The organism is Providencia sp. wls1914, from assembly GCF_009706645.1.
Taxonomy (GTDB): domain Bacteria; phylum Pseudomonadota; class Gammaproteobacteria; order Enterobacterales; family Enterobacteriaceae; genus Providencia; species Providencia zhijiangensis.
Window position 1 is genome coordinate 432469 of sequence record NZ_WLUN01000004.1, and the last position, 15901, is coordinate 448369.

Sequence of the window (15901 nt, forward strand, 5' to 3'; positions counted from 1 at the left end):
TTGGAATCCGCGAGGAAGAACGAGATATTTTTTCCCCCAATACGATAAATTGCAGTAGGATATGGCAGACAAGAAATAAGTGACTGTTTATTCATAGGGAGTTAAACATGGCTGAGCTGTTATTGGGTGTTAACATTGACCACATTGCAACTGTTAGAAATGCAAGAGGAACACAATATCCTGACCCTGTTCAAGCGGCATTTGTTGCTGAGCAAGCTGGAGCCGACGGGATCACTATTCACTTACGTGAAGATCGCCGCCATATTACCGATAGAGACGTTGAACTACTCAACCAAACCATTCAAACGCGCATGAACCTTGAAATGGCAGTCACGGAAGAGATGATTGACATTGCTTGTCGTATTAAGCCGACTTATTGCTGCTTAGTTCCTGAAAAGCGTGAAGAGGTGACTACTGAAGGTGGGCTTGATGTTGCAGGGCAAAAACAAAAAGTCGCATCCGCAGTAAAACGACTGACCGAAGCAGGTATTTTAGTCTCTTTATTTATCGATGCGGATCATGAACAAATTGATGCTGCTCAAGAGTGTGGGGCACCATTTATTGAAATTCACACAGGCGCATACGCGGATGCTAAAACTGAACAAGAGCAAGAGCTTGAATTTCGTCGTATTCGTGATGGCGTAAGCTATGCAGCGGGTAAAGGCATTAAAGTGAATGCGGGACATGGATTGACTTACCATAATGTTCAACGTATCGCAGCACTGCCTGAAATTTATGAACTGAATATCGGGCACGCGATTATTGGCCGAGCTCTGTTTAGTGGTCTAGCTCAAGCTGTATCCGACATGAAAAGCTTACTCACAGAAGCGCGTAAATAATGGCTATTGTAGGTTTAGGTACAGATATTGTTGAGATTACGCGTATTGAATCTGTCATTGAGCGCTCCGCTGATAGCTTAGCGAAGCGTATTTTAACAGAACATGAATATGCACAATATCAGCAACAAGCTAAGCCTGCGCGTTTTCTTGCTAAGCGATTTGCAGTGAAAGAAGCGGCGGCTAAGGCATTAGGTACGGGGATCCGTAATGGTTTGGCTTTTAATCAGTTTGAAATCACAAACGATGAGCTAGGTAAACCGTTACTTTCACTGAGCGGTGAGGCGCTAAAACTAGCCAATAATTTAAAAGCCACGCATTTTCATGTTTCGATTACTGATGAGCGGCACTATGCGGCTGCAACAGTGATTATTGAAAGTCTGTAGGCATTACTCATTGCCGACTTGTTTTCGGTCGGCAATGTTTCAATGAAATAGTACTTTAATGAAAATAGTACTTTAATGAAAGTGTGCTTCAACGGATGGATGTTTTTAGTAAAACAAAAAATTGAATATCGCAGAGCTGAGCCATCGTCACTTTAACAAATGTATTCAGCGTATTTGCGAAATTAGATTTTATCGGCGTGATGGATCATGACAAATTTATCCCAGAGTTGTTCTTGGGATTCAACATGTTCAGGGTCTGTAATAATCGTATTAGTTATGGGGCAAACTGACTGGCAAGTGGGTTTATCATAGTGCCCAACGCATTCAGTACACAAGTTAGAATCTATTTCATAGATTTCCGACCCCATGAAAATTGCATCATTTGGGCATTCGGGTTCACACATATCGCAGTTAATGCATTTTTTAGTAATTAATAGTGCCATTTCAATTAGTTATATCAGATTTAAAGCAGTAGTATACGTTTTCGAACGCCATTTTACACTGAAGTAAATCAATTAGACACTGAATTATGTGTGAGTGAACGAATATACTTAACGAAAAAATAGTAATGAACAAGCAGAATAATCAAGAGTTTTAAGTATGATTCAAAGTGAATGGTCTATAAGTAAAGTGGAATTAATAATATAAAGATGATTTTATTTATAAAAATAAAATAAGAGCTTAAATTTAAGCTCTTATTGGATAAGACAATTAGAAAATATTAAATTAATAATTAATTAAGTTGTAGATATACCAGTTTTTAGTTTTATCAGATTGCGTATAGAAGCACAGCACGCCATTAATGATGAAGAAAGTTGCTGACTTTATAGAATCTTCAACGGTGAACTCCTCAGAATACATCAGCACGATACTGGCATTATCAGCGATTTGATAGACATCGATAACTTTCTCATCGAGATTATAACCGTATAAATATTGCTTGTTTTGAGTCGTGTCGTAGAAGGCTTGAATATTTTGCAGGTACGTTTTTAATTTCCCTTTTTGTACAACGACAGTGGGTTCGATTTTCCCTGCGTCTGTCATGTTGTAGATCATGTAGGACTTGTCTTTTGAGTGCCCTAAGAAATAGTTTTTCTTACCAGCATTGAATGCGAGTGTCGTTGGGTAAAACTCTTCAAAGATATTTGTTTGCACGGTTCTTCTAATAAAAGCCATGTTTATTCCTCTTATTTAAATTATGAAAACTTAAGTGCGGGTTAATCATATTTAATGAAAGAGACTTTAAAAATAATGTTATTTATTAGTTTGTTTTATATATTCAAATGATTTAAAAATTAATAAAAGTAGAATATTCACAATGGATCTTAACTGTGATAGTAATAAGAAAAAACAATTAGGAATTGGTCATGTTTGAAAATCTAGGGGTATTGAATTTCTGGACTTACTTAGCGGGATTGGTGCTTATCATCATTGTACCTGGTCCAAACTCACTGTATGTATTAAAATCAAGTACTTCACATGGGACTAAAGCGGGATATCGTGCCGCAATCGGTGTTTTCACTGGTGATGCAATACTGATTTTTCTTTCATTCATTGGTGTTGCCTCGGTCATCAAAGCCTCTCCAACACTGTTTACTATCGTAAGATACTTAGGGGCTGCTTATCTTTTGTACTTAGGATGCAAAATCCTATATGCAACCTTTTGGCAAAAAAAATCGTTATCAGCAGGGGTAGAGCAGATTGAAGTAAGAAAAGAAAATTACTTTACTCGAGCTTTGGTACTTAGCTTAACGAACCCGAAAGCGATTTTGTTCTATATCTCGTTCTTTATTCAATTTATTGACTTCAATTATAGCCATGCTTGGGTTCCGTACATGGTATTAGCGGTTATCTTAGAAACGGTTAGCTTCTTGTATCTAAGCTTATTGATATTCAGTGGCTACTTGATAGCCCGCTTTTTACGGGAAAAGCAGATTTTGGCGAAACTGGGAAATTGTACTGTAGGTGCATTCTTTATGGGGTTCGCTGCGAAACTTGCCATTTTTAGTAATTAGTTATTGATTAATATCAGATTCAATTTGCAGTCACTTTAACATTTCGTAATAATCAACTTTTCGAGTGTGGATGGATGAGAGGCTAGAGTGACGCAATTAGAAATCGACGAGTATTGGATGGCTCAAGCCCTTGAGCTAGCAATAAAAGCTCAAGATGCCGGGGAGATCCCTGTGGGTGCGTTATTGGTCAAAGATAACCAACTCGTGGCAGAAGGCTGGAACCACTCCATTGAAAACCACGACCCTACCGCCCATGCTGAAATTGTTACCTTACAAAAAGCGGGCACCGCGCTACAGAATTACCGCTTATTAGACACAACATTGTATGTCACTTTAGAACCTTGCATTATGTGTGCAGGGGCGATGATCCATAGCCGCATCGGTCGGGTCGTATATGGGGCGAAAGATTTTAAAACGGGAGCCTGTGGCTCCTTCATGAATATCATGTCGCAGCCAGGTTTAAATCACTATGTTGAAGTGACGAGTGGTGTACTTGAAGAAACTTGCTCATCCATGCTCAGCGAATTTTTTAGAATGCGCAGAGCACAAATTAAAGAGCAGAGACGTCAAGAAAAACAGGCTCAAAACCCCGAGAACTAGTCTTCAATTGACGTTTCCTTTTGTAGGGCTACGTTATTATCGATAGAACTCGAACGTGTTGGTTTTGCCAGAATATATTTCCCTAGGGAGTGGTTTCGTGCACTACTATTTTCACTGGCATAAAACACACCTAAATTCGCTGACGCTTTTGGCGCGACCTCCAATTTTGCTGGCACCATATCAGGCATCACATAAGATGAGAGCTGAGTATTCTCATTGGGTACCACGACATAAACGTGAGATTTCTTCGCAATCTCTAAGGTTTTCTGTTTTTTCTCCTGACTCTGCAAATAACCCACTAAGCTTTGATGATAGCGGCGAATATTTTCCACATAACGATAAGCCTCGTGTCCTCGGGCATAGCCATACGTGAGCTGAGAATAATATTTTGGTTGTGTTAACAGGGGCAAATTCGCTTTAACATCAAGCCAACGGTCAGGGTTGCCACCCAGCTTTTGCGTTAATTTACGCACATCCAGCATATGCCCATAGCCCATATTATAGGCTGCAAGGGTAAACCAAATACGGTCATCTTCAGCGATAGAGTCGGGTAAGCGTTTCATGATGTACGACAAATATGCTGCCCCACCTTTGATGCTTCCTTCTGGATCTAATCTATCTTCAATTCCCATCGTTGCCGCAGTTGGTTTGGTAAGCATCATGATCCCACGAACACCAGTAGGGGAGGTTGCAAGGGGATCCCAGTGGGACTCTTGCCAAGCGATAGCTGCCAATAATTTCCAATCGACGGTCTCGACAGTATCCGCATACTTCTCAAATAAATGCTGATAATCAGGTAATTTATTGTTAATGGCACTTATAAATGTAATCGTATCAAAATAATCAAAGGATTCGACGTGACTAAAATGTTTCTCGGTCAAGCGGGCGAGTGAGTCATTTTGATTACTGATATTAAAAAAGTCGAGCAGGGCGGCATCTAGGCTATAGTCATGTTTGCGGCTCATATACCATGTGATGGCATGCTCATCACGTAAGTCAAATGCGACAGCGACTTTCGGGTGAATTCGTTGCTGCAAAGAGACGGCAATAGAGTCTTCAAGGGTGTAGTCAATCTCACCTTCGGCCACCATTTCTAATAACTGGCTCGGTGTATAGTCGCTGCTTTCTTCCCACTTAAGATTAGGGTATTGCGTTGAAAGCGCTTTTAGTGTGCTTGCATGGGTACTCCCCGCGATAACCACTAATTTCCCTTTCAAGTCATTAAAGGTTTTTGGGCGCGTGGTGCCTTTACGGTAAACCAATTGCTGAGTCACATTCAAATAGCTAGGACCCGTTTTCATAGTATCCAAACGGTCTTTATTATACAGCAGCCCTGCCACAGCGATGTCGGCATCGTCGTTATCGAGATCTTCGAAAATTTGCTCGATAGTTGGACGAATAATAATTTTGAGTTTAATTCCTAGGTACGTAGCAAAGCCTTGAGCCAGTTCGTAGTCGAAGCCACGTAGCTGATGTTGCTCATCAATATAAATAAGTGGTGAACTTACTGCGCTGATACGTAACTCACCCCGAGAGATAATTTTGTCTATTTGGGTATTTTGCGTATTCGACCATCGGACATTAGAACCAATGATCATGGTGGCAAGTAAGGCGATGACCACGATAATAAAATAGTTAACTTTTAGGTTATTCAAATAATTATTTCTCGTGCAAGAACTGGTGTTGTGCGCTTAATAAAAACTGTTTAATCATGGTTATAAATCCAGTGGTTTCGTATTTTGCTCTAACAGTGATGGTCGGTGCAACTAATATTATCGTATTTAGCACATATTAATATTTAACTAATCGCTCTATTTTTAGTCACGCAAACGGTTTCGTATTGATGAACATTGCTCTATAATGGACTCCGGTTTCCCTGCTTTCATGATCAGGGCTGGCGTTTAAAAGAGAGAATTTAAGACTATGGAAATTTTGCGTGGCTCACCGGCACTATCAGCATTTCGTATTACCCGCCTTTTGGCGCTGTTTGCTGAAAAACAGCTCCCTGTAACGGATATCTATGCTGAATATATGCATTTTGCTGAGCTATCAGCCCCATTAAGTGGCAGTGAGCAAGGTAAACTGAGTAGTTTGTTAAAATATGGTCCTTCTCTGGCAGAGCATGAGCCATTTGGAAAACTGATTTTAGTCACCCCACGCCCAGGAACTATCTCTCCTTGGTCTTCTAAAGCAACGGATATCGCGCATAACTGTGGCTTAACACAGGTTAAACGTATTGAACGCGGCGTTGCCTATTATATTCAAGCCGACTCACTGACAAGCGAGCAGTGGGATCTGGTCATCAGTCTGTTACATGACCGCATGATGGAAACGGTTTTTGTCTCTTTTGAACAAGCCGAAGCGCTATTTGTTCAGCAGCAGCCTGCCCCAATGAAAGTGATTGATATTATCGCAGGCGGACGCCAAGCACTCGATACTGCTAACAAAGAGATGGGCTTAGCGTTAGCTGACGATGAAATTGATTATCTATTAGAGGCATTCACAGGGTTAAAACGTAACCCAACGGATGTTGAGCTGTATATGTTTGCGCAAGCAAACTCAGAGCATTGCCGCCATAAAATTTTCAATGCGGATTGGATTATTGATGGGGAAACACAGCCAAAATCCCTGTTTAAAATGATCAAAAATACTTTCGAAAAAACGCCAGATCACGTTCTGTCTGCTTATAAAGATAATGCGGCAGTAATGGAAGGCTCTTCAGTCGGTCGTTTCTTCCCTGAGCCAGATGGACGTACTTATCGTTACCATCAAGAAGATGCACATATTTTGATGAAAGTGGAAACCCACAACCACCCAACGGCAATTTCTCCATGGCCGGGAGCTGCAACTGGTTCTGGTGGTGAAATTCGTGATGAAGGCGCGACAGGTCGCGGTGCAAAACCAAAAGCAGGTTTAGTCGGCTTCTCCGTTTCCAACTTACGTATTCCGGGTTTTGAGCAACCTTGGGAAGAAGATTTTGGCAAGCCAGAGCGTATTGTGACCGCACTCGATATTATGACGGAAGGTCCTTTAGGCGGTGCGGCATTTAACAACGAATTTGGGCGTCCCGCTTTATTAGGTTATTTCCGTACCTATGAAGAGAAAGTCAATAGCCATAATGGTGAAGAATTACGCGGTTACCATAAGCCAATTATGTTAGCAGGCGGTATTGGTAACATCCGTGCAGATCATGTTCAAAAAGGCGAAATTACTGTTGGCGCTAAGCTAATCGTTCTCGGTGGCCCTTCGATGAATATCGGTCTAGGGGGCGGGGCAGCATCATCCATGACATCCGGTCAATCTGCGGCGGATCTTGATTTTGCTTCTGTTCAACGTGACAACGCTGAAATGGAGCGTCGTTGCCAAGAAGTGATCGACAAATGTTGGCAGCTAGGCGATAAAAACCCAATTCTGTTTATTCATGATGTTGGCGCGGGTGGTTTATCCAACGCAATGCCTGAATTGGTGAGCGATGGCGGTCGTGGTGGTCGCTTTGAACTGCGTAAAATTCTGAATGATGAGCCGGGGATGAGCCCATTGGAAGTGTGGTGCAACGAATCCCAAGAGCGCTATGTGATGGCGGTTGCGCCAGAGCAACTCGCCTTATTCACAGAGATTTGTGAGCGTGAACGCGCGCCATTTGCTGTGATCGGTGAAGCAACGGAAGAGCGTCATTTAACCCTTAATGATGAGCACTTTGACAACCAGCCTATCGACATGCCACTGGATGTATTGCTGGGCAAAACGCCGAAGATGCTGCGTGATGTGACGACACTGAAAGCCGAGCCTGAATCACTGGATAGAACCGCTATCGATTTAACTGAAGCTGTTAAGCGTGTTCTGCATTTACCGGCTGTGGCAGAAAAAACCTTCTTAATCACTATTGGTGACCGTACTGTGACGGGAATGGTTGCTCGTGACCAAATGGTTGGTCCATGGCAGATCCCAGTCGCTGACTGCGCGGTGACAACCGCAAGTTTGGATAGCTATTATGGTGAATCAATGTCTATTGGCGAAAGAACGCCAGTGGCACTGTTGGATTTTGCCGCTTCTGCGCGTATGGCTGTGGGTGAAGCACTGACCAACTTAGCTTGTTCTTATGTGCAAGACCTTAAGCGCGTGAAGCTATCTGCTAACTGGATGTCTGCAGCGGGTCACCCAGGGGAAGACGCGGGCTTGTACGAAGCGGTTAAAGCGGTTGGTGAGGAGCTGTGTCCAGCGTTAGGTTTGACAATCCCAGTGGGTAAAGACTCAATGTCAATGAAGACTCGCTGGCAGCAAAATGGTGAAGAGCGTGAAATGACGTCGCCATTATCATTGATTATCAGTGCATTTGGTCGTGTTGAAGATGTTCGTCTAACGGTCACGCCAGAACTGAAAACTACGGCAGATAACGGCTTGTTATTAATCGACCTTGGTCAAGGTCACAATGCGCTTGGTGGCTCTGCACTGGCACAAGTTTACCGTCAATTAGGCAATAAAGCGCCAGATGTTCGTGACCCAGCGCTGTTGCTAGGCTTCTTTAATACCATCCAAAAACTGTTATCAGAGCAAAAATTACTGGCTTACCATGACCGTTCAGATGGCGGGCTATTTGTTACGTTAGTGGAGATGGCATTTGCGGGTCACTGCGGTATTAACGTGGATATCAGTTCATTTGATGAGGACACCTTAGCGGCATTGTTTAATGAAGAGCTGGGCGCAGTGATCCAAATCCAAGGTGCCGATCGCCAATATGTAGAGCAGTGTTTTGCCGACGCTGGCTTAGCAGGTTGTGTTCACTATCTTGGTTCTGCAACTCATGACGATGCGGTGATTATTAATAGTCGTGATACGGTCGTTTATAATGGTTCTCGTAGTGCTCTGCGTGAGTGCTGGGCTGAAACTACATGGCAGATGCAGCGTTTACGTGATAACGAAGAGTGCGCAGATCAAGAGCACGAAGCGAAGAAAGACAATCAAGACCCAGGTCTGAATGTGAAACTGACTTACGATATCGCAGAGGATATTGCTGCTCCGTATATCGCGTCTGGTGTTCGTCCTAAAGTGGCTGTGCTGCGTGAGCAAGGGGTTAACTCTCACGTTGAAATGGCGGCGGCTTGGGATCGTGCAGGCTTTGATGCTATCGACGTCCACATGAGTGATTTACTGGCGGGCAACTTGTCTCTGGAACAGTTCCAAGCGCTAGTGGCATGCGGTGGTTTCTCATACGGTGACGTATTAGGCGCTGGTGAAGGTTGGGCGAAGTCCATTCTGTTCAATAACCGTGTTCGTGATGAGTTTGCCTCCTTCTTCAACCGCCCAGACACTTTATCATTAGGTGTATGTAATGGTTGCCAGATGATGTCTAACTTGCATGACCTGATCCCTGGTGCTGAGTATTGGCCTCGCTTTGTACGTAACCGTTCAGAGCGCTTTGAAGCGCGCTTCAGCTTAGTGGAAATTGCAAACAGCCCATCATTACTGCTGCAAGATATGGCGGGTTCGCGTATGCCGATTGCGGTTTCTCACGGTGAAGGTCAAGTAGAAACTCGTGCACCTGCTCACTTAACTCAGTTAGAAAATAACGCGCTGGTGGCAATGCGTTTTGTGAATAACTACGGTCAAGTGACGGAGCAATACCCAGCGAACCCGAACGGTTCTGTGAATGGGATTACGGCAGTAACATCAATGGATGGTCGCGCGACTATTATGATGCCGCACCCTGAGCGTGTATTCCGTACGGTAAGCAACTCTTGGCACCCAGAAAACTGGGGTGAAGATAGCCCATGGATGCGCATTTTCCGTAATGCACGTAAGCAATTAGGCTGAGATTAAAACGTCTGTTTTAATTTAGAGCTAAAAACAAAACACCCTATAAGTCGCTTGATTTATAGGGTGTTTTTTTATTAAAGATGATTATATAAAAGGTTGATAGCGAGTATTTAAATCAATTCATTTCCGATAGGTTGAGAATCATCATGGTGAAGATTGAGTTCTTTTATTTCATTAGAATCCAAGTCCGATAATAATTCTATAATTGTTTTTGTTCCTCTAGTGATTCGTCGAGTTGATAGTTTTTTGCTTAGAATATGTTGCGGGTGAGGGGCTTTATTATTTTTCATGATATAGCCTCGCATGAGTAAAAGTTCAAAAATTACACTATTTCAGGCTTATGGTATCAACTATGACTATTTTTTGCTTAAAAAAAACCGCCCAATCGGGCGGTTAAGATATACCTAAAACAGAAAATCTTTATTCTAAAATAAACATCCCGTATGGGTGGATTTGCAAATAAAGATCTTCGCCGACAGACGGTTGCAGCTGCGTTGCGTTGATCTGTAATAGCATCGATTGACCATGCCAATCTACCGTGACTTCATATTGCGGGCCCATATATGCCACATGAGTGATGGTACAGCGTTGGCTATCTTCACCTTGCTTGCTTAATGTGATGGCTTCAGGGCGAACACCGACAGTGACTTGGGTTTTATCTGTCATAAACTGCGCAGGGCGCGGTAAACGATAATTAAAGATATCCACGGAATCGCTGCTGAGTGTGGCTGGGAAAATGTTCGCATCACCCATAAAGCTCGCCATAAATTTGGATGCAGGCTGGCGGTATAGCTCTTGTGGTGAACCTAACTGCATGATTTTACCTTTGTTCATTACCAGAACCATATCCGAAACCGCAAAAGCTTCGCTCTGGTCGTGGGTCACGTACAGTGAGGTAATATTAAATTGCTGTTGCAGTTCACGGATTTTTTCACGCATGCTGCGGCGTAAGTTAGCATCCAAGTTACTTAAGGGCTCATCAAATAGCAGCACCTTCGGCTTTAAAATCAGAGCACGTGCCAGTGCAACACGCTGCTGTTGCCCACCGGAAATTTGGTCAACGAAACGGTCTGCAAAACCTGCTAAGTCCACGAGCTCCAGCGCTTCTTCTACACGTTTTTTGATTTCAGCCTTCGGCAAGCCGAGCATTTTCAATCCATAGCCTACGTTATCCCCTAACGACATATGCGGGAAGAGGGCATAGGATTGGAAAACCATACAAATATCGCGCTGTTGAATAGAGCGGTCGGTGACATCTTCGCCATCGATAAACATGCGCCCTTCAGTAGGCTTTTCTAAACCGGCGACTAAGCGCAGTACGGTAGTTTTACCACAGCCAGATGGCCCTAACAGCGTGACCATACTCCCTTGCGGGATGGAAAGGCTTAAATCGTCAATGACCGTATTGTCGCCAAAGCGCTTAGTTATATTTTTTAATTCAACGAAACTTTTCTGTGTCATGTCAGTGACTCCATGATTACTGTGCATTTTTGGCTTTGGAACGTGAAACACGGGCTTCGCCAATTAAATAGTCAAATAAGAAGATAATCGCGAGCATGACCACGATCAGAATAGAACCGTAAGCAATCGCCACACCGTATTCACCATCTTCAACGCGGTTCAAGATATACGCCGTCGCAACGCGGGTGTCTGGTGTTACCAAGAACACAATGGCGCTCACGGTGGTGATAGCACGGACAAAGCTATAGATCAGTGCCGACAAAATCGCTGGGCGTAATAATGGCAGTAGGATGTGGAAAATTGTCCTCATTGAACCTGCACGTAAGCTGAGGGAAGCCTCATCTAGCGATTTGTCAATTTGGCCTAATCCCGCGATACCTGCACGAATACCCACAGGTACGTTACGCATGGTCATGGAGATAATCACAATCGCCGCCGTTCCGGTTAAATAGAACGGTGTATCGTTAAAGGCGAGGATGTAAGAAACCCCAGCCACCGTACCTGGTACGGCAAAGCACAACATGGTGGTAAATTCGATGGTTTTCTTACCACGGAAATCTTGTCGAACCACAATATACGCGATAAGCAGACCCAAAATCGCGGTGATTGGTGCAGCGATACCCGCATATAACAAGGTATCTAACAGTGACGGCCATGCGCCATCATCAAAACCTTGGCCAAACAGTTTGATAAAGTTGTCCAGTGTTAAGGTGTAGTCCACGCCCCAGTTCACCGTGAAGCTTCCGTAGAAGATGCTACCGTACAGTAAGACGTTAAACGCCACCCAAATACCCAGAATAGTGGTTACTGTAGCGACTAATGAAACTGGCAGCGGCTGAACATCACCACGGTAAGATTTACCGGAAACGGTGACGTAAGAGCGTTTACCAATCCACATGTATTGCACACAGAAAACCAGCAATGAGAAGACAAGTAAGGAAGCACCTAACGTACTGGCCGCTTGGTAATCAAGCTGGGAACCGGTGATATAGAAATAGATTTGTGTCGCCAGAACGTCGAAGTTACCCCCTAATACTAACGGGTTACTGAAGTCGGCAAGGGATTGCACAATCACGATTAAGAAGGCGTTCGCCAGTGCAGGTTTCAACAGTGGCATAAACACGTTGAAGAATGTTTGGTAGCGGTTAGCGCGTAAGGTGTATGACGCTTCTTCCAGTGATGGATGAATAGTTTTAATCGCGCCATCGAGGATCATAAAGGACATCGGGGTGAATGCGAGAACCTGTGCTAACCAAATACCGGTAAAGCCGTATAGCCAGTTAGTATTTTCTAGCCCCATGTAAGTGGCTAAAAATTCAGTAACATAGCCAGAGCGACCCATCATTAAGGTGACGCCTAAACCAACAACAAACGGCGGGGTCACAATCGGTAAAATCGAGAATACGCGACCAATAATCGCAGAACGCTTAGCAATTCGGGTGGTGTAAATTGCGAGGATCAGACCAAAGAAAGTACAGCCAACACCCACTGCTAACGAGAGGAATATGGAATTGATAATCACCTGAACAATATGCGACTGGGTTAAAATAGCCACAAATGCAAATGGTGCAAAATCTCCGTTCCCGTCAGTAAACATCGGAATAAAAATTGCCACACTGGGAAAGACGATAAATAGCGCAATCAGTGCGACGACGGTGATAAGGGAGCCAATAACAAATTGGTCGCCACCCAGCCACTCTAAACGAGTCAGGGCGTGGGTCATTATCATACCAAGGGCGATAAATAAGGTGATGGCGGAATAGCCTAATCCCTTACCCTCTAAATAGGCAGTAATAATGACGAGAACCGCCGTGATAGCGGCAACCGCGATATCAAGATAGTGACGAGATTTTTGATTACGATCGGCCGGTGTAATAGGTCTTAACAGTAAGATAGAAGGCAATAAATACCATAGCCAACTAATATTGACACTGCTCCAGCCATACGCAGCTAAGATCTCATCTTGGGTTGAGTCGAATAAGCCGTAGTCGAGGCTCCATGAGGGTAGCAGAGCGAAGCCCAGCCAAGCTATCAGAATCCAAAGGAAGATACTGTCCTTTTTCTTCGAGGCTGTTAGGGTTAAGGTCTGAGGCATTGTTTTTCCCCTAAGTTTATTATTATTGAGTTAATTAATCATTAGTTTAATGGCATGATTTATAACGAAAATAACTTTAAACTTAATTAATATTATCGTTCTAATGAGTGAGCCAAGCTGGAGCCGTCTGCGTGGTGCAGACACTCTTTGATTTGGCATCATTTTTTATAGTAAGTAGCTAATACACTAAATCGCGAAGCTCGCGAGTCCTACGTGAGCAAATCAGGTAAAGTGCGGCGACAGGCGCCGCACCCAACATCTTATTTACTCATTTTAACTTCAGTAACCCACTTGTTGATCAGATTCTTACGGACTTCAGCATCGCCGTATTTATCCATATCGTAGTTGATTAAGTTTAAGTCTTTGAGTTTCAGAGACAGTGGAGAAGACTCTGCGGTGGTGTTAGTCAGGATTTGGTAGGATTGACCTTGTTTCCAGCTCAGTTCTTGGGCTTCTTTAGACAGAACGAAATCCACGAACAATTTTGCGTTGTCCATGTTACGTGCGTTTTTCAGAATACTGATCCCGCCGATTTCATAGCCTGTACCTTCGCATGGCGCGATTAACTCTAATGGCGCACCATTTTCAACTTCTAAAGAGTAGTCATGCAGGAAGCCGATACCGATAGCAGATTCGCCGCGAGCCGCGTTACGTGCTGGGGCAATACCTGATTTGGTGTATTGGGAGATGTTCGCGTTCAGTTTTTTCAGGTAATCAAAGGCTTGCTCGTTACCCCACAGTTGGTCAAAAGTTGCCAATGCAGTGTAGGCAGTCCCTGAACTTTGTGGATCCGCGATTTGAATTTCACCTTTATATTCAGGCTTAGTCAGGTCTTTCCAGCAAGTAGGAACTGGTAACCCTTTCTCTTTTAAGCGATCTTTATTCACACCAAAACCTAAGATACCGATGTAAACCGCAGAAGAGTAGTTACCCTTGCGTTTAGCTGGATCTTGGAATTGCAGCATGATTTGAGACAGGTTAGGGGATTTGTACGGCTCAAGCAGATCCATTTCACCTGCTTGTGAATGTGGATCTAAGGTTCCGCCATACCAAACGTCTGCTTGTGGGTTACGTTTTTCAGCTTCGATTTTCGCTAAAGTACTGCCTGAACCGTTGCGAACGAACGTGGTTTTAACGTCGTATTTCTTGGCGAATGCTTGCGTTTCCGCTTCGCACATCGCGTTGGTTGCACTACAGTAAACCACTAAACGACCTGCTGCGTTTGCAGTGGTTGTAATAGCGGCAAGAGATAAGCCTGCTGCAACGAGTGTAGAGAGAGTCTTAAGTTTCATTGTCAGTCCTTTATTCACGTTTTCGGATTAACTATTATTATGTGTCGGTGAAACTGCACCGGCTAAATGCTCTCTTTTGCTGACATTGGCAATCAAAAGAGGCATCAGTAGTAGCCCCATCAAAGCAGCTGCACTGGCGAGTAAGGTAAACATCCCTGACCAACCATAATTGGCAATCACCTGAGAGAGCGGCCATCCTGCGATTGCCGCCCCTAGATAAGCATACAACCCAAGATAACCCGTTACCGTTCCAGCTGCCTTTTTATGACAATATTCTGTAGCAGCTAGACCGACTAACATCTGTGGTCCAAATACAAAGAAACCGTTGGCTAAGAAGCATGCAGCTAATAGCCCGTAGTGATGAATTGGTATTAACCATAAGGCGTTCACAGAAACGAATAGACCTAAGGAAAACAGCAAAATCATCGGTGCGCGTTGTCCTCGAAACAGGAGGTCGGAACCCCAACCCGCGCATAGTGCGCCCAATAAACCACCTAATTCAAACAGCGCTAACGTGGCATTGGCACTTAATAAATTGCTTCCGTGTGTTTCGGTTAGCCATAAATTTCCCCAATCGTTTATCCCAATACGGATGAGATAAACCAAAATGTAGGTGAAACCGAGCAGCCAAATCATTGGGTTAAACACAATGGTTTGTTTTAAAATCACCCACATGGATTGTGGGGGAGAAAGCTGCTCTTGGCGTAACTCTAATGCATCATGTCGCCACTGTCCTACCGTGGGTAAATGCTCTTCTTTGGGCGTCCCTCGGAGCTGGCGGCATAGCCATAATCCTAAAATAACCCCAATAATTCCCGGTACGATCAGCGCCATCTGCCAACTGTAATGGGTCGCCAACAATGCTGCTAACAGCGGTAGCGCCATTCCTCCAAGATTGATGGAGATATTCCACAGTCCCCACCAAAAGCCCCGTTCATTACGTGAGTACCAATGAGTGAGAATGCGAGCACAGGGCGGCCAACCCCAGCCTTGGAAAAATCCGTTTAACGTCCAAACGACTAACAGTGCAGGGAACGATAAACAGTAGGCAAAAATGATATTGAGGATCCCTGTCATTACGAGACCAACCCCCATAAACCAACGGTAGCCTGTAATGTCATGGAAAATACCGGATATAAACTTGGATAGACCATACGCAAGGTAAAATGCTGAGGCGATCCAACCAATATCACTTTTGTCTAAAAACAGTTCTGCCTGCATAACGGGCATCACAAAATTAAAGCTTTTACGGGTAAGGTAAAAAGCGGCATAACCGATGATCATGGAAAACATCAGGCGGCGACGCCAGAAACGGTAATTGTTATCCAGATCCAGTTTGCTTGTACCCGTCATGATTGTGTTTCTCCCGTTTGGCAGAATGTAATGAAGTTTTTAAATAAAA

12 protein-coding genes and 1 pseudogene are annotated in these 15901 nt (G+C 43.8%); 5 read left to right on the plus strand and 8 right to left on the minus strand.

Going from position 1 to position 15901, the window contains the following annotated elements; genetic code table 11:
• Window positions 1-107: 107 nt before the first annotated feature.
• Together pdxJ and acpS are read left to right on the plus strand one after the other, a co-directional pair.
• Window positions 108-839, plus strand: coding sequence for a pyridoxine 5'-phosphate synthase (gene pdxJ, locus GKR74_RS04180; protein WP_154602650.1), 732 nt, complete (start codon window positions 108-110; stop codon window positions 837-839).
• On the plus strand, window positions 839-1222 hold the full coding sequence (gene acpS / locus GKR74_RS04185) for a holo-ACP synthase (protein WP_154602651.1): 384 nt from the start codon (window positions 839-841) through the stop codon (window positions 1220-1222). Before pdxJ ends, acpS begins: the two co-directional genes overlap by 1 nt.
• A 182-nt stretch (window positions 1223-1404) precedes the next feature.
• Here acpS and GKR74_RS04190 read toward each other — a convergent pair whose 3' ends face one another.
• Complete coding sequence (locus GKR74_RS04190) at window positions 1405-1665, minus strand: YfhL family 4Fe-4S dicluster ferredoxin (protein ID WP_154602652.1); 261 nt, start codon at window positions 1663-1665, stop codon at window positions 1405-1407.
• A 283-nt stretch (window positions 1666-1948) separates the two neighbouring features.
• Window positions 1949-2398, minus strand: coding sequence for an XRE family transcriptional regulator (locus GKR74_RS04195; protein ID WP_154602653.1), 450 nt, complete (start codon window positions 2396-2398; stop codon window positions 1949-1951).
• A gap of 191 nt (window positions 2399-2589) precedes the next feature.
• Between GKR74_RS04195 and leuE the strand changes: the two genes are divergently transcribed.
• On the plus strand, window positions 2590-3237 hold the full coding sequence (leuE, locus tag GKR74_RS04200) for a leucine efflux protein LeuE (protein WP_036949445.1): 648 nt from the start codon (window positions 2590-2592) through the stop codon (window positions 3235-3237).
• Between the two features lie 87 nt (window positions 3238-3324).
• On the plus strand, window positions 3325-3837 hold the full coding sequence (gene tadA / locus GKR74_RS04205; protein WP_181477343.1) for a tRNA adenosine(34) deaminase TadA: 513 nt from the start codon (window positions 3325-3327) through the stop codon (window positions 3835-3837).
• On the opposite strand, the gene mltF is transcribed toward tadA, so the two are convergent.
• Window positions 3834-5492 carry a membrane-bound lytic murein transglycosylase MltF gene (gene mltF, locus GKR74_RS04210; RefSeq protein WP_154602654.1) on the minus strand — a complete coding sequence of 553 codons (1659 nt, stop codon included), beginning with the start codon at window positions 5490-5492 and terminating at the stop codon, window positions 3834-3836. The two genes, tadA and mltF, sit on opposite strands and share 4 nt — an antisense overlap.
• A 268-nt stretch (window positions 5493-5760) precedes the next feature.
• Here mltF and purL point away from each other — a divergent pair.
• Window positions 5761-9654, plus strand: a pseudogene (gene purL, locus GKR74_RS04215) (phosphoribosylformylglycinamidine synthase).
• A 107-nt stretch (window positions 9655-9761) separates the two neighbouring features.
• Here purL and GKR74_RS04220 read toward each other — a convergent pair.
• The 5 genes from GKR74_RS04220 to uhpC form a co-directional block, all read right to left on the minus strand.
• Entirely contained in the window at window positions 9762-9941 is a 180-nt protein-coding gene (locus tag GKR74_RS04220; RefSeq protein ID WP_154602656.1) for a hypothetical protein, read from the minus strand.
• Window positions 9942-10071: 130 nt separating this feature from the next.
• Window positions 10072-11112: a ferric ABC transporter ATP-binding protein gene (fbpC, locus tag GKR74_RS04225; protein WP_154602657.1), complete on the minus strand. Its 1041-nt coding sequence runs from the start codon at window positions 11110-11112 to the stop codon at window positions 10072-10074.
• A 16-nt stretch (window positions 11113-11128) separates the two neighbouring features.
• A complete protein-coding gene (locus GKR74_RS04230) occupies window positions 11129-13207 on the minus strand; it encodes an ABC transporter permease (RefSeq protein ID WP_154602658.1) in 2079 nt (692 codons plus the stop codon).
• Between the two features lie 260 nt (window positions 13208-13467).
• The gene (locus tag GKR74_RS04235) at window positions 13468-14499 is read right to left on the minus strand and encodes an ABC transporter substrate-binding protein (protein WP_154602659.1); all 1032 of its coding nucleotides are present in this window, start codon (window positions 14497-14499) and stop codon (window positions 13468-13470) included.
• 27 nt (window positions 14500-14526) lie between these two features.
• Complete coding sequence (uhpC, locus tag GKR74_RS04240) at window positions 14527-15852, minus strand: MFS transporter family glucose-6-phosphate receptor UhpC (protein WP_154602660.1); 1326 nt, start codon at window positions 15850-15852, stop codon at window positions 14527-14529.
• Between the last annotated feature and the right edge of the window lie 49 nt (window positions 15853-15901).